Genomic DNA, 14,429 nt, shown 5'->3' with positions numbered 1-14,429 from the left:
AACGTTAGTATCAATTTCCGGCGCCGGGCATGCTTCACCGGTCCCGTCTCCTGTGGTCTAACGGCCCGATGAATCGCCTCACGGTCATCGCCGCCCTGTGCCTCGGCACCGCAGCCAGCCTCGCCACCGCGCAAACGCCGCCGGTTTCGTCCCCCGCGCCGGTCGATTCGGTCGATCCCTTTATCGGGACCGGCGGGGAGGGGCACACCTTCCCCGGTGCGGTGGCGCCGTTCGGCATGGTCCAGCTCAGCCCGGATACGGAGATCAGGCCGTTCAAGCAGAGCTACAAATGGGCGGCGGGCTATCGTCATGAGGACTCGTCGATCCTCGGCTTCTCGCACACGCATTTTTCCGGGGCGGGGCACAGCGATCTCGGCGATATCCTGGTCAGCCCAGTCGTCGGCGACACGGTGTCGCTGGAACCCGGTGACCCGGCGAAACCAGGCTCCGGCTACCGCTCGCGCTTCAGCCATGCGAGCGAGATAGCGACGCCCGGCTATTATGCGGTGACGCTCGACGATCCCGGCGTCCGCGCCGAACTGACCGCCGGTACCAGGGTCGGCGTGCATCGCTACGGCTTTCCCACCGGCAAGCCCGCGCATCTGGTCGTCGACCTGCGGTCGAGCATCTATAATTATCCCGGCAAGATCCTCTGGTCGTCGGTGCGCGTGCGGCCCGACGGCACGATCACCGGCATGCGCGAGACGCGCGGCTGGGCGCCGTCGCGCAAGCTGTTCTTCGCCATGCGCTTCTCCGCCCCGCTGACCGGGCATGCGTTCGTCAACCGCGAGGAGGATGTGCCGTACAAGGGCTTCCAGGGCCCCGGTCGCGGCGACGATTCCGTCGAGCAGCTGGCCGGACGCGCGCTCGTCGCCCGGCTCGATTTCGGCACGCTGGCCAAACCGCTCGAAGTCCATGTCTCCATCTCCGGCGTCGACGAGGCCGGCGCGCTCGCCAATCTCGCCAGCGAGCCCGGCAGCTTCGATACGATCCGGGCCCGGACCCGGGCCGCCTGGGAAAAGGCGCTTGGCGCGGTGATCATCGACGCACCGGCGCCGATGAGGAAGACGGTCTATACCGCGCTCTACCACACGCTGGTCGCGCCCAGCGTCTATGGCGATGCGGACGGCCGCTATCGCGGGCCCGACGATCAGGTCCATCAGGCGACCGGCTTCACCTATCACTCGACCTTCTCGCTCTGGGACACGTTCCGCGCCGAGCACCCGCTGCTGACGCTGATCCAGCCGGAGAAGCGCAACGCCGACTTCGTCAATTCGCTGATCGCCAGCCGGCAGGACAGCCCGTTCGGCATCCTCCCCGTCTGGCAGTTCAACGGGCGCGAGACCTGGACGATGATCGGCTATCACGCGGTGCCGGTCATCGCCGATGCCTATCTGAAGGGCATCAGGGGTTTCGATGCCAAGGCTGCGCTCGATGCGATGGTCGCGAGCGCCGACTATGCGCCTTATGGCGGCCTCGGCGACTATATGAAGCTTGGTTACGTGCCGATCGATCGCGAGCCCGAGGCCGCCTCCAAGACGGTCGAATATGCCTATGACGACTGGACGATCGCCCGGATGGCGCGGGCGATGGGGCGCAAGGACTTGGCCGACCGCTTCGACAAGCGCGCGCTCAACTGGCGCAACAGCTTCGATGCGAAGACCGGCTTCCTGCGTGCCCGCAAGGCCGATGGCAGCTACCGCGAACCGTTCGACCCGACCGCGATCAACTATGGCAGCGATTATACCGAGGGGAATGCCTGGCAATATTCATGGTTCGCCCCGCAGGACCAGGGCGGCCTGATCCGCATGCTCAGCGGCGATGCGGCGACCGTGAAGAAGCTCGACGCGATGTTCGACTTCGACAATTCGAAGGTCGATTACAGCCATGCCGAGGACATTGCCGGGCTGATCGGCCAATATATCCATGGCAATGAGCCGAGCCATCACGTCGCCTATCTATACAGCTATGCCGGCAGCCCATGGCGCACCCAGGAGCGGCTGAAGCAGATCGTCGACAGCCAGTACAAGCCGACCCCGGACGGACTGTCGGGCAATGACGATCTCGGCCAGATTTCGGCCTGGCTCGTCTTCACGTCGCTCGGTTTCTATCCGGTCGCGCCGGGCACGGGCGAATATGTCATCGGCCGGCCTTTCGTGGACCGCGCGATGCTCAACCTGCCCAATGGCAAACGCTTCACCATCCGCGCCGACGGATTGTCGGATACGAACCGCTATGTCGGCCAGGTCCTGCTCAACGGCAAAGCGCTGCCCCGCGGCTTCATCCGCCACAGCGAGATCGTCGCCGGCGGCGATCTCCATTTCGTGATGCAGGCGACGCCCAACGCCACCTGGGCGATAGCGGAAAAGGACCGACCCTATTCGATGACGGGCTATTCGAAGTGACCCTCTCCCCTCCCTTTCAGGGAGGGGAGAAAATGAGTAAGCGGCGCGCCATGTTCGATCTCAACGCGTATCTCGCCCGCATCGCCCTGAAGGAAGCGCCGCTCGCTGACGCCGAGGGCCTGGCCGCGCTCCAGCGCGCGCACCGTCTCGCCATTCCGTTCGAGAATCTCGACGTCATCCTCGGCCGGGGCATCCGCATCGACAGCGCGTCGGTCTTCGCCAAGCTGGTGACCGCCCGGCGCGGCGGCTATTGCTTCGAGCATAACCGGCTGTTCCTCGACGCGCTGACAGCGCTTGGTTTCGCGGCGCGGCCGTTGCTCGCGCGGGTCTGGCTCGCCGCGACCGATACGCCGCCGCTCACCCACACCTTCAGCCTGGTGACGATCGACGATCAGGACTGGATCGCCGATCCCGGTTTCGGCGGCAGCTATACCCCGATCATGCCGCTGGTCGAAGGCGCGACGGCGGATGCCCCGGACGGCGCACGCTTCCGGCTCGAACGCGACGTGCTCCACGGCTGGATGCTGCTGCGCGACGGCCATCCCGGCAGCACCGACGGGCGCGGCACCGGCGAGGGGTTCCAGCCGCAATACAGCTTCACCCTCGGCCAGGTCTGGGATGCCGATCTGGAACTCAGCAACCGCTGGACCTCGGCCGCGCCGGAGAGCCGCTTCATGCAGGTCCGCGTCGTCAGCATCGTGCTGCCGCGCGGTCTCGCCGGCCTCACCGACCGCATGTACCGCCGCCGCGCCGGCGACGAGGAGACGATCGAGGAAATCGTCGATCCGCGCGTCTATCGCACGAGGCTGAGCCTGATGTTCGGGATCGAGTTCACGGCGCAGGAAGTCGCCGCGCTGGGCCTGTTCGGACAAGCCTAGCCCGAGAGCTGCCCCAGCTCGACCGTGAGCACCCGATCGCATCGCACCAGGCTCTCGGCACGGTGCGAGATCATCACGATGGTCGGCCGCGGATCGAGTGCGGCGAGCCGCTCCAGCAACGCCGCCTCGCTCGCGGCATCGATCGCGTTCGCGGCCTCGTCGAGCACCAGCAGGCGCGGCTCGCGCAACAGGGCGCGGGCGATCGCCAGCCGCTGGCGCTCGCCGCCCGACAGCGCGATGCCGCGCTCGCCGACCATCGACTCGAGGCCGTCCGGCAGCCGCGCGACGATCTCCGCGGCACCCGCAAGGCGCAACGCATCCCATAGCCGGGCATCGTCGATCCCGGTCGCACCCCAGGTCAGGTTGCGGCGCACGGTGTCGTTGAACAGGAAACCTTCCTGCGGAACATAGGCAAGGCTTTCGCGCCATCCCGCCTGCAGCGCCGCGTCGAGCGGCTCGCCGCCGATCAGCATCTGTCCGGTCTGCGGTTGCTGCAAGGTGGTGAGCAGCTCGACGAGGGTGGTCTTGCCCGCGCCCGATGGCCCACTGATCCCGACGAACGATCCATGCTCGATCCTGAGGTCGGCTGGATGCAGCCCGCCGCCGCCCGGATGGAGGAAGGAGACGCCCCGCAGCTCGATCGCGCCCGGTGGTGGCATGACCGGGATCGGAGCGGGCGCCACGCTCGCGTCGAGTTCCTGCTCGAGCTTGCGGATCGCCTCGAAGGCCGGGAGGCCGAAGAAGAAATTCTGCACCGATTGCTGGATCACCATCGCCGGGGCGCTCATCCGCGCGAAGATCAGCACCAGCGTGATCAGGATGGCGGGGGGGATCGCGGCGGCATAGCCAGTCAGCACGACCACCGCGCCCATCAGGGCGGAGCCGATCGCAAAGAGCTGGCGGCTGCGCGCCTGGCGCTGGATAAATTCCAGTTGCCGCGCCCGGACCGCGTGCTGGATCGTCGCGAACTCCTCGGCGAAACCATGCTGTGCATTCTGCGCGGTCGCTGCCTTGAGTCCGCCGAGAAAGCCCGCCGCGCTGCCCATCATCCGGTGATTGGCATCGACCAGCCCGGTGCCGAGCGCGCGGACCCGCTCCTGGGCGAGCAGGACCACGCCGCCGCCGATGAGAAAGATCGCACCGATGGTGAGTGCGAGTCCCGGCGCCAGCGCAAAGGCGAGCGCGCCCTGCACCACCAGCATCACCATTGCGATACCGCCCTGGATCAGGAATTGCGCGCCTGCCCCGATCCGGTTGACCTCGACGCTGACCAGGCTGGTGACGCGGGCATGGCTGAGCGCCGCGATGCGGCTCCACGGCGCGGCGGCGAGCGACTGGATGATGCGATTGCGCTCGTGCTGGGCGAAATCTCCCTGCAGCCGACCAAGCTGCATGTCGCGCGCATAGAGCACCAGCGCGCGCAGCAGGGACAGCGCGACAAAGGCCGCGATCAGCACCGCGAGCCTGCCCAATGGACTTTGCACGCCCAGCGTCTCGAAGACGACACGCGTCGGCATATAGCCGCCGTTCGGGCTGACCACCGCTTCGACGATCGGGATCAGCAGCACCAGCCCCATGCCGTCGAGGATCGCCGACAGGCCGACCAGCCCGGCGGCGATCCAGCCACGCATGCCGGCGAAACGCGCAAAGGCGCCGAGGAAAAGGCCGGCCTGCCGCCAGAGGGATTTCATCGATGCGACTGTCATCGCGGCCCCTTTCCCACGCGCGCGCGCCGCCGTCGAGAAGGCGCGTGCATTTTGCCGGGGCGGTTAGGACTTGCGCGCCGCGCGCGAACTTCCTGTAAGCGGACGACCCGTTCGCAGGAGCCGCCAATGATCGTTCGCCCGCGCCGCAGCGCCTTGTTCATGCCCGCCTCCAATGCGCGCGCGGTCGAAAAGGCACGCAGCCTCGATTGCGATGTGGTGATCCTCGACCTCGAGGATTCGGTCGCGCCCGAGCTGAAGGCAGCGGCGCGCGACCAGGCGATTGCCGCGGCGGCGGCGGGCGGGTTCGGCGCCCGCTCGCTGTTCGTCCGCGTCAATGCGCTCGACACCCCCTGGGGCGCCGACGATTGCCGCGCGGTGGTGGGAGCCGGGTTCGAGGCAGTGGTGCTGCCCAAGGTTTCGAGTCCGGCCGATCTCGAAGCCGCCAGCGCGCTGCTCGACGGGCTGCCGCTCTGGGCGATGATCGAAACCTGTGCCGGCATGCTCGATCTGCCGGCGATCGTCGCCTCGGCATCAGCGACGAAGCTGGAGGGCCTGCTCGCCGGCACCAACGATCTCGCCAAGGAGATGCGCTGCACCCCCGGGCCCGAGCGCACCCCGCTGCTCGGCCATCTCGCGATGATCGTCACCGCCGCGCGGGCCGCGGGTCTCGTCGCGCTGGACGGCGTGTGCAACGTCATCGAGGACGGCCCGGTACTCGCGGCCGAATGCGCGCAGGGGGCGATGTTCGGCTTCGACGGCAAGTCGCTGATCCACCCCGCCCAGATCGCCGCCGCCAACCGCGCCTATGGCCCAACGGCGGAGGCTATCGCATGGGCCGACCGCATCATCGCTGCCTTCGCGCTGCCCGAGAATGCCGGCAAGGGTGTCATCCGCGTCGATGGCGAGATGGTCGAGCTGCTGCACCTCGAACAGGCACAGCGCATCGCGGCGATGGCCGTACGCTAGAGCAACCTCGATTGGCTGGAATCACCCCATCCCGTTCGGGCTGAGCTTGTCGAAGCCTTGTTCTTTTCTTCCCAGGTAGAAGAGCAGCCCTTCGACAAGCTCAGGGCGAACGGTGGGGTTAAAAGAAAAAGCTGCTCAGCAGTTTCACGTTGAGGCCGATCACCGTCGCGGCGATCACCCAGGCGGCGATCTTCAGCCAGAGCGGATTGGCCAGCGCGCCCATCTGGCGCTTGTCGCTGGTGAAGGCGACCAGCGGCACGATGGCGAAGGGAAGCTGCAGGCTCAGCACCACCTGGCTCAACACCAGGAGCTTGGTCGCGCCCGAATCGCCGGCGATGCCGACCACGATCACCGCCGGCACGATCGCCAGCAGCCGCGTCACCATGCGTCGCAGCCAGATCGGCAGCTTCAGGTCGAGAAAGCCCTCCGCGACGATCTGCCCGGCAAGCGTGCCCGTCACCGTCGAATTCTGCCCCGAGGCAAGCAGCGCCACCGCGAACAGCACGCTCGCCGCGCCCGCGCCCAGCATCGGCGAGAGCAGCTTATAGGCCTCGCCGATCTCGGCCACGTCAGTGCGTCCGGCGGTGTGGAAGGCCGCGGCGGCGAGAATCAGGATCGAGGCGTTGATGAACAGCGCGAGCGTCAGCGCGACCGAACTGTCGATCGTCGCATGCTTTACCGCGTCGCGCTTGCCGGCTTCGTCCTGCCCGAAGCGGCGGGTCTGCACGATCGAGCTGTGCAGGTAGAGATTGTGCGGCATCACCGTCGCGCCGAGGATGCCGATGGCGATGTAGAGCATCGCCGGATTGGTGACGATCTGGGTCGAAGGGATCAGCCCGCCCATGATCGCCGCGACGCTCGGCTGCGCCACTGCCAGCTCATAGGCGAAGCAGCCCGCGATCACGACCAGCAGCGCGACGATGAACGCCTCGAGCTTGCGGAAGCCGAAGCGCTGCAGCGCCAGGATCAGCAGCACGTCGAACGCCGTCAGGCACACGCCCGCGACCAGCGGCAGGCCGAACAGCAATTGCAGCGCGATCGCGGTGCCGAGCACTTCGGCCAGGTCGCAGGCGATGATCGCCAGCTCGCACAGCACCCACAGGCAGACATTGACCACCGGGTTGTAATTGGCGCGGCACGCCTGGGCGAGATCATGCCCGGTGACGATGCCGAGCTTCGCCGAGAGCGACTGGAGCACCATCGCCATGATGTTCGACAGCAGGATGACCGAGAGCAGGGTATAGCCGAAGGCCGATCCGCCGGCGAGGTCGGTCGCCCAGTTGCCCGGATCCATATAGCCGACCGCGACCATATAGCCCGGCCCGGCGAACGCCGCGGTCTTGCGCCAGAAACCGCCCTTGCCCAGCGGCACCGCGATGGTGCGATAGCTTTCGGAGAGCGACGGGCGCTGCGGGCGCATGTCGTTCATGCCGTCATATCCGGACGCAGTGGTGGCTGAAGGCGGCGGCGACATGCGATATCCTCTCCTGTGCGCGCCATGCCGTCAATTGCCGGAGCCGCATTCAGTTGCGCCTTAGCCGAGGACTCGGCCCGCGACAGCATCGAGTTTCGCCAGCATCGCCGGGTCGCGCGCTTCGGGCGACGTGATCAGCGCGTGATCGAGCACCGTATCGAGCGGGGAGGGCGTGCGCTCGGCCGGCAGCGCGGCGACGAATTCCAGCACGGCCTTGCGCGCGATCGTGCCGTTGGCCGACATCTGCCTGATGACTTCGCTCACCTCGACGAACGCGGCTTCCTCGCGCCAGCAATCATAATCGGTGACCATGCCGATCAGCGCATAGGGCAGCTCCGCCTCGCGGGCGAGCTTGGCCTCGGGCATCGCGGTCATGCCGATCACGTCGGCGCCCCATTGGCGGTAGAGCAGGCTCTCCGCCCGGCTGGAGAATTGCGGACCCTCCATCGCGAGATAGGTCGCGCCCTTGGCGATCGATCCGCCGGCCGCGTGAACGGCTTCGGCGGCAAAGGCGGAGAGGCGCGGGCAGACCGGCTCGGCCATCGAGACATGGGCGACCATGCCCGTGCCGAAGAAGCTCGAGGTGCGCGCGACGGTGCGGTCGATGAACTGGTCGACCACCACGAAATGCCCCGGCGGCAATTCCTCGCGCAACGACCCGATCGAGGAGATGGCGAGGATGTCGGTGCAGCCGCAGCGCTTCAGCGCGTCCACGTTGGCGCGGAAGTTGAGCTCGGACGGCGGGATGCGGTGGCCGCGGCCGTGGCGCGGCAGGAAGACCAGCTCGACATCGCCGATCGTGCCGAACAGCAGATCGTCCGACGGGTCGCCCCATGGCGTGGAGACCCGGCCCCATTCCGGATTCTGCAGCGCGTCGATCGCGTAGAGGCCGGAGCCGCCGATGATCCCGATCTTCCACTTGCCGCTCATGCGGTACTTCCCTCTTTTTCCAGGCGGTCGAGCCATGCCTGGGCCTGTTTCGGTTCGCCGACCGCATGCGCCTTTACCGGGCCGCACGCGCCAAGGAATTCCTGATGGAGGGCGAAGGGCTCGATCGACAATTGCGCGCGCAGGTCGTCGATCTCGTCGCCCAGTTCGACAAGCTCGTCGATCACCGGCGCCGCCCTGGCGCGGGCCGCCTTGTCCTGGGTGTGGCCGAACAGCCCCCAGCGCCCGCCGGCGGTCAGCCGCAAGGCCGCAATCAGCGCCGCGCGATACGCCGCTTCGGTCTCGGTGCGCCGCTCATCGAGGCGGGCAAGGCGGTCGGCTTTGGCCATCGCGACTCCCCCTAGATGGGATCGGGCGTGCGTCAACCGCGCAGAGGGCGCCGGACTGAATCATCTTGCCCTTCGGAATGCACGCCTTATCGATGCGATGTGGGACATTGGTTCCCGCCCGGGAGCCGTACATGCGTTTTGTCTTAGTCCTTCTGCTTGCCTTTGCGTTTCCTGCGACCGCTCAGGCCGCCGACCAGATCACGGGCGACTGGGTGTCGCAGGACGGCAAGGGCGTCGTCACCATCGCGCCGTGCGGCAAGGCGCTGTGCGGCCATATCAGCCGTCTGACCGAAAAGGCGCGGGTCGAAGGCCCGACGACGGACAGCAACAATCCCGATCCGGCGCTGCGCACCCGCTCGCTAGTCGGCGTGAAGGTGCTGTTCGACTTCACCGCGCAGAGCGACGGGAAGTGGCAGGGCAAGATCTATTACCCGTTCCAGGGCAAGACCTACCGCGCGTACATCAGCCGCGATACCGACCGGAGCCTGAAGGTCCAGGGCTGCTGGCTGGTGATCTGCCGCACGGTGAAATGGCCCGCGGCGAACTGATTTTCGCTGTTCCCGGCGCCATAACAGGGAAAAACAGGGAAAATTTTTTATTCTGACGATTTCGGGGTCGCTTATCTCAGAATCGTCGTTCAATATCAGAATGTTAAAGCTGATTTCCCTGTTATCGAATAACAGGGACCGGCCATCGCATAACAGGGAACGACCTGCCCCGTAACAGCGACCGGCAGGGCCAGGCAAGCGACCCGGTCGTCATCATCTTCGGTCATGAGAAAGAGCGCGGAACACAAGCCCCGGCATAGTGCCGCAACTGTATCTTTCGTTGAATCGACCGCTCATATCACCTTCATGTCGGCGGCATAATGGTGCCAGGCGAAGATCGCCGCGGCACCGCGATGCGGGCGCCAGGCCTCCGCCACCGCGCGCGTCAGCTTCTCGCTCGGCCGTTCGGCATGGCCGAGGATTCGGCCGATCTCGATCTGCACCGCCAGGTCGCCGGCCGGCCAGATGTCGGGACGCCCTTCGGCGAACAGCAGATAGACCTCGGCCGACCAGCGGCCGATGCCCTTGATGCTGACCAGCGCCGCGACGGCTTCCTCATCGTCGGCGGGGAGATTGTCGAGATCGAGCCGTCCGCTCGTCACTTCGTCGGCCAGGCTGCGCGCATAGCTCGCCTTTTGCCGCGACAGGCCGGCCTCGCGCAGCTGCTCGTCGCTGGCGCGCACGATATTGCCCGGATCGTCCAGGCTGCCGACGATCCCCTCCAGCTTGCGCCAGACCGATTCGGCCGCCTTGGTGCTGACCTGCTGTCCGATGATCGTGCGCAGCAAGGTGGCATAGCCGCGCGCGCGGATTCGCGGCGGGGGATAGCCGGCACGGTCGATCGCGGCGGCGAAGCCGGGCTCGCTCGCGGCCAGGATGTCGAGCGCGGCGCGCAGCTGTTCGGCGCTCAGGCCCATGGTCTCGTCCCTTGATTAGCGGCGCCGGGGGCGGCATGGCGGCGCCGAACCCCTGAGGAGGAATGGATGCCCAAGCTTATCGTCGTGACCCGTGAGGGGGAAGAACGCGAGATCATGGGCGAAACCGGGCTTTCGGTGATGGAGGCGATTCGCGACGCCGGGATCGACGAGATCCTGGCGCTGTGCGGCGGCTGCTGCAGCTGCGCCACCTGCCATGTCCATGTCGACCCGGAATTTGCTGCCAAACTGCCGAAGATGAGCCCCGACGAGGACGACCTGCTCGATTCCACCTCGGATCGCGACGCGAATTCGCGCCTGTCGTGCCAGATCGAGCTGACCGATGCGCTGGATGGCCTGAAGGTGACGATCGCGGCGGAGGATTGAGTATCTCCCCTCCCGCTTGCGGGAGGGGTCTGGGGAGGGCCTGTCCTCCCCGAGCGTCCCGAAAATGGCCAGTACAGGCCCTCTCCTAACCCCTCCCGCAAGCGGGAGGGGGATTGAAGGTCATTTCGCCGCCGCCAGCCGCAGCACGGCGCTCGGCGCGTCCTTGGTCAGCGGGGTCGCCTTCCACGTCACCGTCTTGCGCCCGCTCGCAGTGGGCACGGCGCCTTCCTCGTTGTTCTGGCTGACGATCTCGGCATTTGTGTCGAGCGTGAAGACGCCGTCGAGCTGGCTCGACGTCTTGTCCATGCCTGGCATGCCCATGCTGCTGGTGGCCTTGCTGCTGTCATTGGCGAAGGCGGGCGCCTTCATCCGCACCGTGCCGTTGGCGCGCAGTTCGATCGCGATGAAGGGGAACATCACCTCCGCGTCGACATTGTACGGCCACAGGAAGGCGTGATCGAGCGTGCCCGAGATGGCATAGTCTATGCTGAACTTGCCGTTACCGAGATAGGTCACCTTGCGGTATCCCGCCTCTTTCGACAGCGTCTCCGCGATCGTCCGGTTCTTGGCGTCGGCCGCGGCTTTCTTGGCGGCTGCGTCCTTTGCGTCCCCGTCCTTGTCCCCGTCCTTGCCCTTGTCCTGGAAGGCGAGTTTCTGCAGCACCGCCTCGCCGTCTCCGGCGGTCGGGTCGGTCGACGTCTCCGACGAACCGTCACCCAGGCCCTTCATCATATCCTCGCCGATATCGAGCGCGAGCACTTCGCCGACATAGGTGAAGGTGAAATGCCGGTCGGTGTCGATGCGCAGGGTCGAGACGAACTTGCCCGGCGTCAGCACGCAGCTCGCCAGCGCGAAGGGCATCAGCAACACGAGCATCAGCCGTGAAAGTCGAGCCATCATGATATCGTCCCCGGTTTGGTCTGCTGACGTCAGCCCCGTGTCGTCACCGCGTAAAGGGCGATCGCCGCGGCGTTGGACACGTTCAGGCTTTCGACCTTAGGCGAGATCGGCAGGCGCGCAAGCTCGTCGCAATGCGCCGCGGTGTTCTGGCGCATGCCTTCGCCCTCGGCGCCGAGCACCAGCGCGACGCGGGTTTCGCCCATTGCCTCGGCCAGCGTCTGGGTCGCCTCGCCGGTCAGGCCGACGCGCCAGAAACCGGCCTCGGCGATCTCCTCCAGCGCGCGGGCGAGATTCACCACGCGCACCCAGGGCACGATCTCCAGCGCGCCCGAGGCCGAGCGCGCGATCGTCCCCGATTCGGGCGGGGCGTGGCGGTCGGGCGTGACGATGCCGAGCGCATCGAACGCCGCCGCCGAGCGCAGGATCGCGCCGACATTGTGCGGATCGGTCACCTGGTCGAGCACGACCAAAGGCCGTTTGTCGTCGGCACCCTGCTGAAGCAGGTCGCCCAGCCAGATATCCTCCAGCGGATCGACTTCCGCGACCAGGCCCTGGTGGGGCGCGTCGCCCGGCACCAGCCGCGCCAGATCGGCGACGTCGGCATAGACGATCGGGATCACCGGCGGGATGTCGAGCGAGGCGAGCGCCTCGCGCGTCGCCCATAGCTTGCGCACGGTCCGCTCGGGATTGGCGAGCGCGGCGGTCACCGCATGCCGCCCCCAGAAACGGGGGCGGCCGGCGGGGGCCTGGGATGGGCGGTGTCCTTTGCGGGCCATCAGTCGTCGTCCACGGTGTAGGCGAAGGGATCGGTGACGACCGGTTCGGTCGGCAGCGGCGGCCGCGGCAATGCCTTGTCGGCATTGGCGGCGTTGGCGAGGAAGGAGGCGAGGATAATCGAGCCCTGGCGCATATCGTCGCCCTTCAGATGATCGAAGGTGTCGATGCTGGTGTGGTGCACGCGGCTGCCATAATCGAGCGGGTCCTGGATGAACTGGAAGCCGGGCAGGCCGACCGCCTGTATGAACACGTGATCGGTGCCGCCGGTCTTGCGGATCACCACGTCCTTCGCGCCCATGCCCGAGAAAGGCGCGAGCCAGTCCCGGAAGATCGGCGCGACCGCCTGGTTGTTCTCGACATAGATGCCGCGGACCTTGCCCGAGCCATTGTCGAGGTTGAAATAGGCGGCGAGATCGCCCCAGCCGGGCTTTGGCGTGATCGGCCAGCGGCGGTCCCAGCCATAATAGCGGGCAAGGCCCGTCTGGACCGGATCGCTCGGCTTGCCGCGCGTGACGAGGTGCTGCTCGATATAGGCAAGGCTGCCCAGCAGGCCCTGCTCCTCGCCCGTCCACAGCGCGAAGCGGATCGTGCGTTTCGGCCGGATGCCGCTGGCGGAGAGGATGCGCGCGGCCTCCATGACCATCGCCGTGCCCGCGCCATTGTCGGCGGCGCCGTCGCCCGCGACCCAGGAATCGAGATGCGCGCCGGCCATCACATAGCCCGCCTTGGGGTCAGTGCCGGGGATTTCGGCGATGATGTTGTAGGCCTTGCTGTCGCTGTCGTCGAAGCGGACATCGCTGTTGATCTCGACGGTGGGCGCGGTGCCGAGCTTGGCGAGGCGGGCGAGGCGGCGATAATCCTCGGCGGCGATTTCGACGCCCGGCACCGCCTGAGTCTCGCCGACGCCGAACAGATAGCCTTCGCCGTGCACCAGCTTGTAGTCGAGCCGCGACATGGTGGCATAGGCGACGGCGCCCTCGGCCTTCAGAAAGGCGTCGAGCTTCTTGGCATAATCGAGCCGCTTGAGCCGGCGGTCGGCGGTATCGGGGTCATAGGTCGGCTGCTGATATTGATCGAGCTTGGCCAGTTCCTCGGCGGTGTAGCGCTTGAACGCCGGCTCGCTCGGTTCGCTGCCGGTGTTGGGCAGGGTGACCATGACGATCTTGCCCTTCAGCTTGCCGCGCCATTTGTCGAAATCGCGCTCCTTCGACATCGGCGCGACGAACACCGGCGCGCTGATCGTGCCGTTGGTCGAGGGCGTCCAGGCGATCGGGATCGCGGTCAGCACGATCGGGCGCGGCGCGACCATGCGCACGCTCGAGCTGTTGATCCACCAGCCCCGGCCGAACTCATAGCCTTCCTTGTGGACGTTCTTCAGGCCCCATTCGCTGAACTTCGCCTGAGTCCAGGCCTCGGCCTGGCGCATCGACGGCGAATTGGTCAGGCGCGCGCCGATCACGTCCGACAGATGCTCGGCGGTCAGCATCACCTGGCTGCGAGTCGTGCCTTCGTCGACGATGCGATTGACCTGGGTACGATCGACCGCCTGGGGAAAGGCGGGGGAGGCGATGGCGAGCATGGCGGTGGCGAGCAGGAGCGAACGACGCATTGGAACCCCCGGAGACGTTGAAAGATTGTTGCGAGGCGTATTCGCCGCCGCCGCCCCGCGCAAGGCCCCGCCCAAAGGTCTTTCGGGCGTTGACAGCATGGGTTTGGGTCGGCATGGGACCGCCTCGCTTTTGAGCGGCCCAGTGGACAGGTGGCCGAGTGGTTAAAGGCAGCAGACTGTAAATCTGCCCGTGCAAGCGTACGCTGGTTCGAATCCAGCCCTGTCCACCACTCCCCGCCCGGGGTTTCCGCCAACCGTCGATTGTCGGGATCGAGTCCGATCCCGCAGACACTGCGCCTTCCCGGGCGCGTTGCGCGTGCCGAAAGACATGGCCATTCGCCGCACCAAAAGGGTATGTCCCTGGTATTTTAAGTAGGACAAAAGAAAATAGAGTGTCGTCACTTACGGCATAGGAGCGGGCATGGCGCTCGCTCTTCGTGCGACGACAAGGGATATGCTGTCCCGGAACGTTGCTGGCGTTATCGGGCGGCAAGCCTGAGACACAGGCTGGGCGGGCATCAATTCCTTCCCCTTATCGGAGCCAGGAAAGAGCGGGCCACAACCGGAGGAAGCCGCCGCATCTGTGTG

At 66.6% G+C, this 14,429-nt stretch carries 13 protein-coding genes and 1 tRNA gene; 6 read left to right on the top strand and 8 right to left on the bottom strand.

All coding sequences use genetic code 11. The annotated features are described in order from the left end of the window. The first annotated feature begins 68 nt into the window (after nt 1-68). Both AC1DX5_RS00670 and AC1DX5_RS00665 read left to right on the top strand, forming a co-directional pair. Complete coding sequence (locus AC1DX5_RS00670; RefSeq protein ID WP_478013740.1) at nt 69-2,405, top strand: GH92 family glycosyl hydrolase; 2,337 nt, start codon at nt 69-71, stop codon at nt 2,403-2,405. A gap of 50 nt (nt 2,406-2,455) precedes the next feature. Then, entirely contained in the window at nt 2,456-3,283 is an 828-nt protein-coding gene (locus AC1DX5_RS00665) for an arylamine N-acetyltransferase family protein (protein WP_478014026.1), read from the top strand. Here the strand turns inward: AC1DX5_RS00665 and AC1DX5_RS00660 are convergent. Further along, on the bottom strand, nt 3,280-4,989 hold the full coding sequence (locus AC1DX5_RS00660; protein ID WP_478013739.1) for an ATP-binding cassette domain-containing protein: 1,710 nt from the start codon (nt 4,987-4,989) through the stop codon (nt 3,280-3,282). The two genes, AC1DX5_RS00665 and AC1DX5_RS00660, sit on opposite strands and share 4 nt — an antisense overlap. Nucleotides 4,990-5,115: 126 nt before the next feature. Between AC1DX5_RS00660 and AC1DX5_RS00655 the strand changes: the two genes are divergently transcribed. Next, nucleotides 5,116-5,955 (top strand): HpcH/HpaI aldolase/citrate lyase family protein, encoded by an 840-nt coding sequence (locus AC1DX5_RS00655; protein WP_478013738.1) that lies wholly within the window; start codon nt 5,116-5,118, stop codon nt 5,953-5,955. 118 nt (nt 5,956-6,073) lie between these two features. On the opposite strand, the gene AC1DX5_RS00650 is transcribed toward AC1DX5_RS00655, so the two are convergent. Genes AC1DX5_RS00650 through AC1DX5_RS00640 form a run of 3 tightly spaced genes read right to left on the bottom strand, consistent with a single transcriptional unit; the run spans nt 6,074 to nt 8,706 of the window. Beyond that, nucleotides 6,074-7,429 carry an Nramp family divalent metal transporter gene (locus AC1DX5_RS00650; RefSeq protein WP_478013737.1) on the bottom strand — a complete coding sequence of 452 codons (1,356 nt, stop codon included), beginning with the start codon at nt 7,427-7,429 and terminating at the stop codon, nt 6,074-6,076. Nucleotides 7,430-7,489: 60 nt separating this feature from the next. Continuing rightward, nucleotides 7,490-8,359, bottom strand: coding sequence for an S-methyl-5'-thioadenosine phosphorylase (locus AC1DX5_RS00645; protein WP_478013736.1), 870 nt, complete (start codon nt 8,357-8,359; stop codon nt 7,490-7,492). Then, on the bottom strand, nt 8,356-8,706 hold the full coding sequence (locus tag AC1DX5_RS00640; RefSeq protein ID WP_465172036.1) for a hypothetical protein: 351 nt from the start codon (nt 8,704-8,706) through the stop codon (nt 8,356-8,358). The genes AC1DX5_RS00645 and AC1DX5_RS00640 overlap by 4 nt, the downstream gene beginning before the upstream one ends. Before the next feature lie 131 nt (nt 8,707-8,837). Here AC1DX5_RS00640 and AC1DX5_RS00635 point away from each other — a divergent pair, with 131 nt between their 5' ends. After that, nucleotides 8,838-9,254, top strand: a complete 417-nt coding sequence (locus tag AC1DX5_RS00635) for a DUF2147 domain-containing protein (protein WP_478013735.1) — start codon at nt 8,838-8,840, stop codon at nt 9,252-9,254. A 293-nt stretch (nt 9,255-9,547) separates the two neighbouring features. Here the strand turns inward: AC1DX5_RS00635 and AC1DX5_RS00630 are convergent, their stop codons facing one another. After that, nucleotides 9,548-10,171 carry a DNA-3-methyladenine glycosylase family protein gene (locus AC1DX5_RS00630; RefSeq protein WP_478013734.1) on the bottom strand — a complete coding sequence of 208 codons (624 nt, stop codon included), beginning with the start codon at nt 10,169-10,171 and terminating at the stop codon, nt 9,548-9,550. 66 nt (nt 10,172-10,237) lie between these two features. On the opposite strand from AC1DX5_RS00630, the gene AC1DX5_RS00625 reads away from it, so the two are divergent. Beyond that, entirely contained in the window at nt 10,238-10,555 is a 318-nt protein-coding gene (locus AC1DX5_RS00625) for a 2Fe-2S iron-sulfur cluster-binding protein (protein WP_478013733.1), read from the top strand. Nucleotides 10,556-10,675: 120 nt separating this feature from the next. On the opposite strand, the gene AC1DX5_RS00620 is transcribed toward AC1DX5_RS00625, so the two are convergent. The 3 genes from AC1DX5_RS00620 to AC1DX5_RS00610 are packed head-to-tail and all read right to left on the bottom strand — an operon-like array spanning nt 10,676 to nt 13,841. Beyond that, nucleotides 10,676-11,455 carry a hypothetical protein gene (locus tag AC1DX5_RS00620; RefSeq protein ID WP_478013732.1) on the bottom strand — a complete coding sequence of 260 codons (780 nt, stop codon included), beginning with the start codon at nt 11,453-11,455 and terminating at the stop codon, nt 10,676-10,678. 29 nt (nt 11,456-11,484) lie between these two features. Beyond that, entirely contained in the window at nt 11,485-12,231 is a 747-nt protein-coding gene (rlmB, locus tag AC1DX5_RS00615) for a 23S rRNA (guanosine(2251)-2'-O)-methyltransferase RlmB (protein ID WP_478013731.1), read from the bottom strand. After that, nucleotides 12,231-13,841: a M20/M25/M40 family metallo-hydrolase gene (locus AC1DX5_RS00610; protein WP_478013730.1), complete on the bottom strand. Its 1,611-nt coding sequence runs from the start codon at nt 13,839-13,841 to the stop codon at nt 12,231-12,233. The genes rlmB and AC1DX5_RS00610 overlap by 1 nt, the downstream gene beginning before the upstream one ends. 144 nt (nt 13,842-13,985) lie before the next feature. Here AC1DX5_RS00610 and AC1DX5_RS00605 point away from each other — a divergent pair. Continuing rightward, nucleotides 13,986-14,071, top strand: a tRNA-Tyr gene (locus AC1DX5_RS00605). The last annotated feature ends 358 nt before the right edge of the window (nt 14,072-14,429 follow it).

Source organism: Sphingomonas sp. P2_B6 (assembly GCF_056404755.1).
The sequence above is the reverse complement of the archived record's forward strand: the minus strand, read 5'-3'. Positions and strand labels throughout refer to the sequence as shown.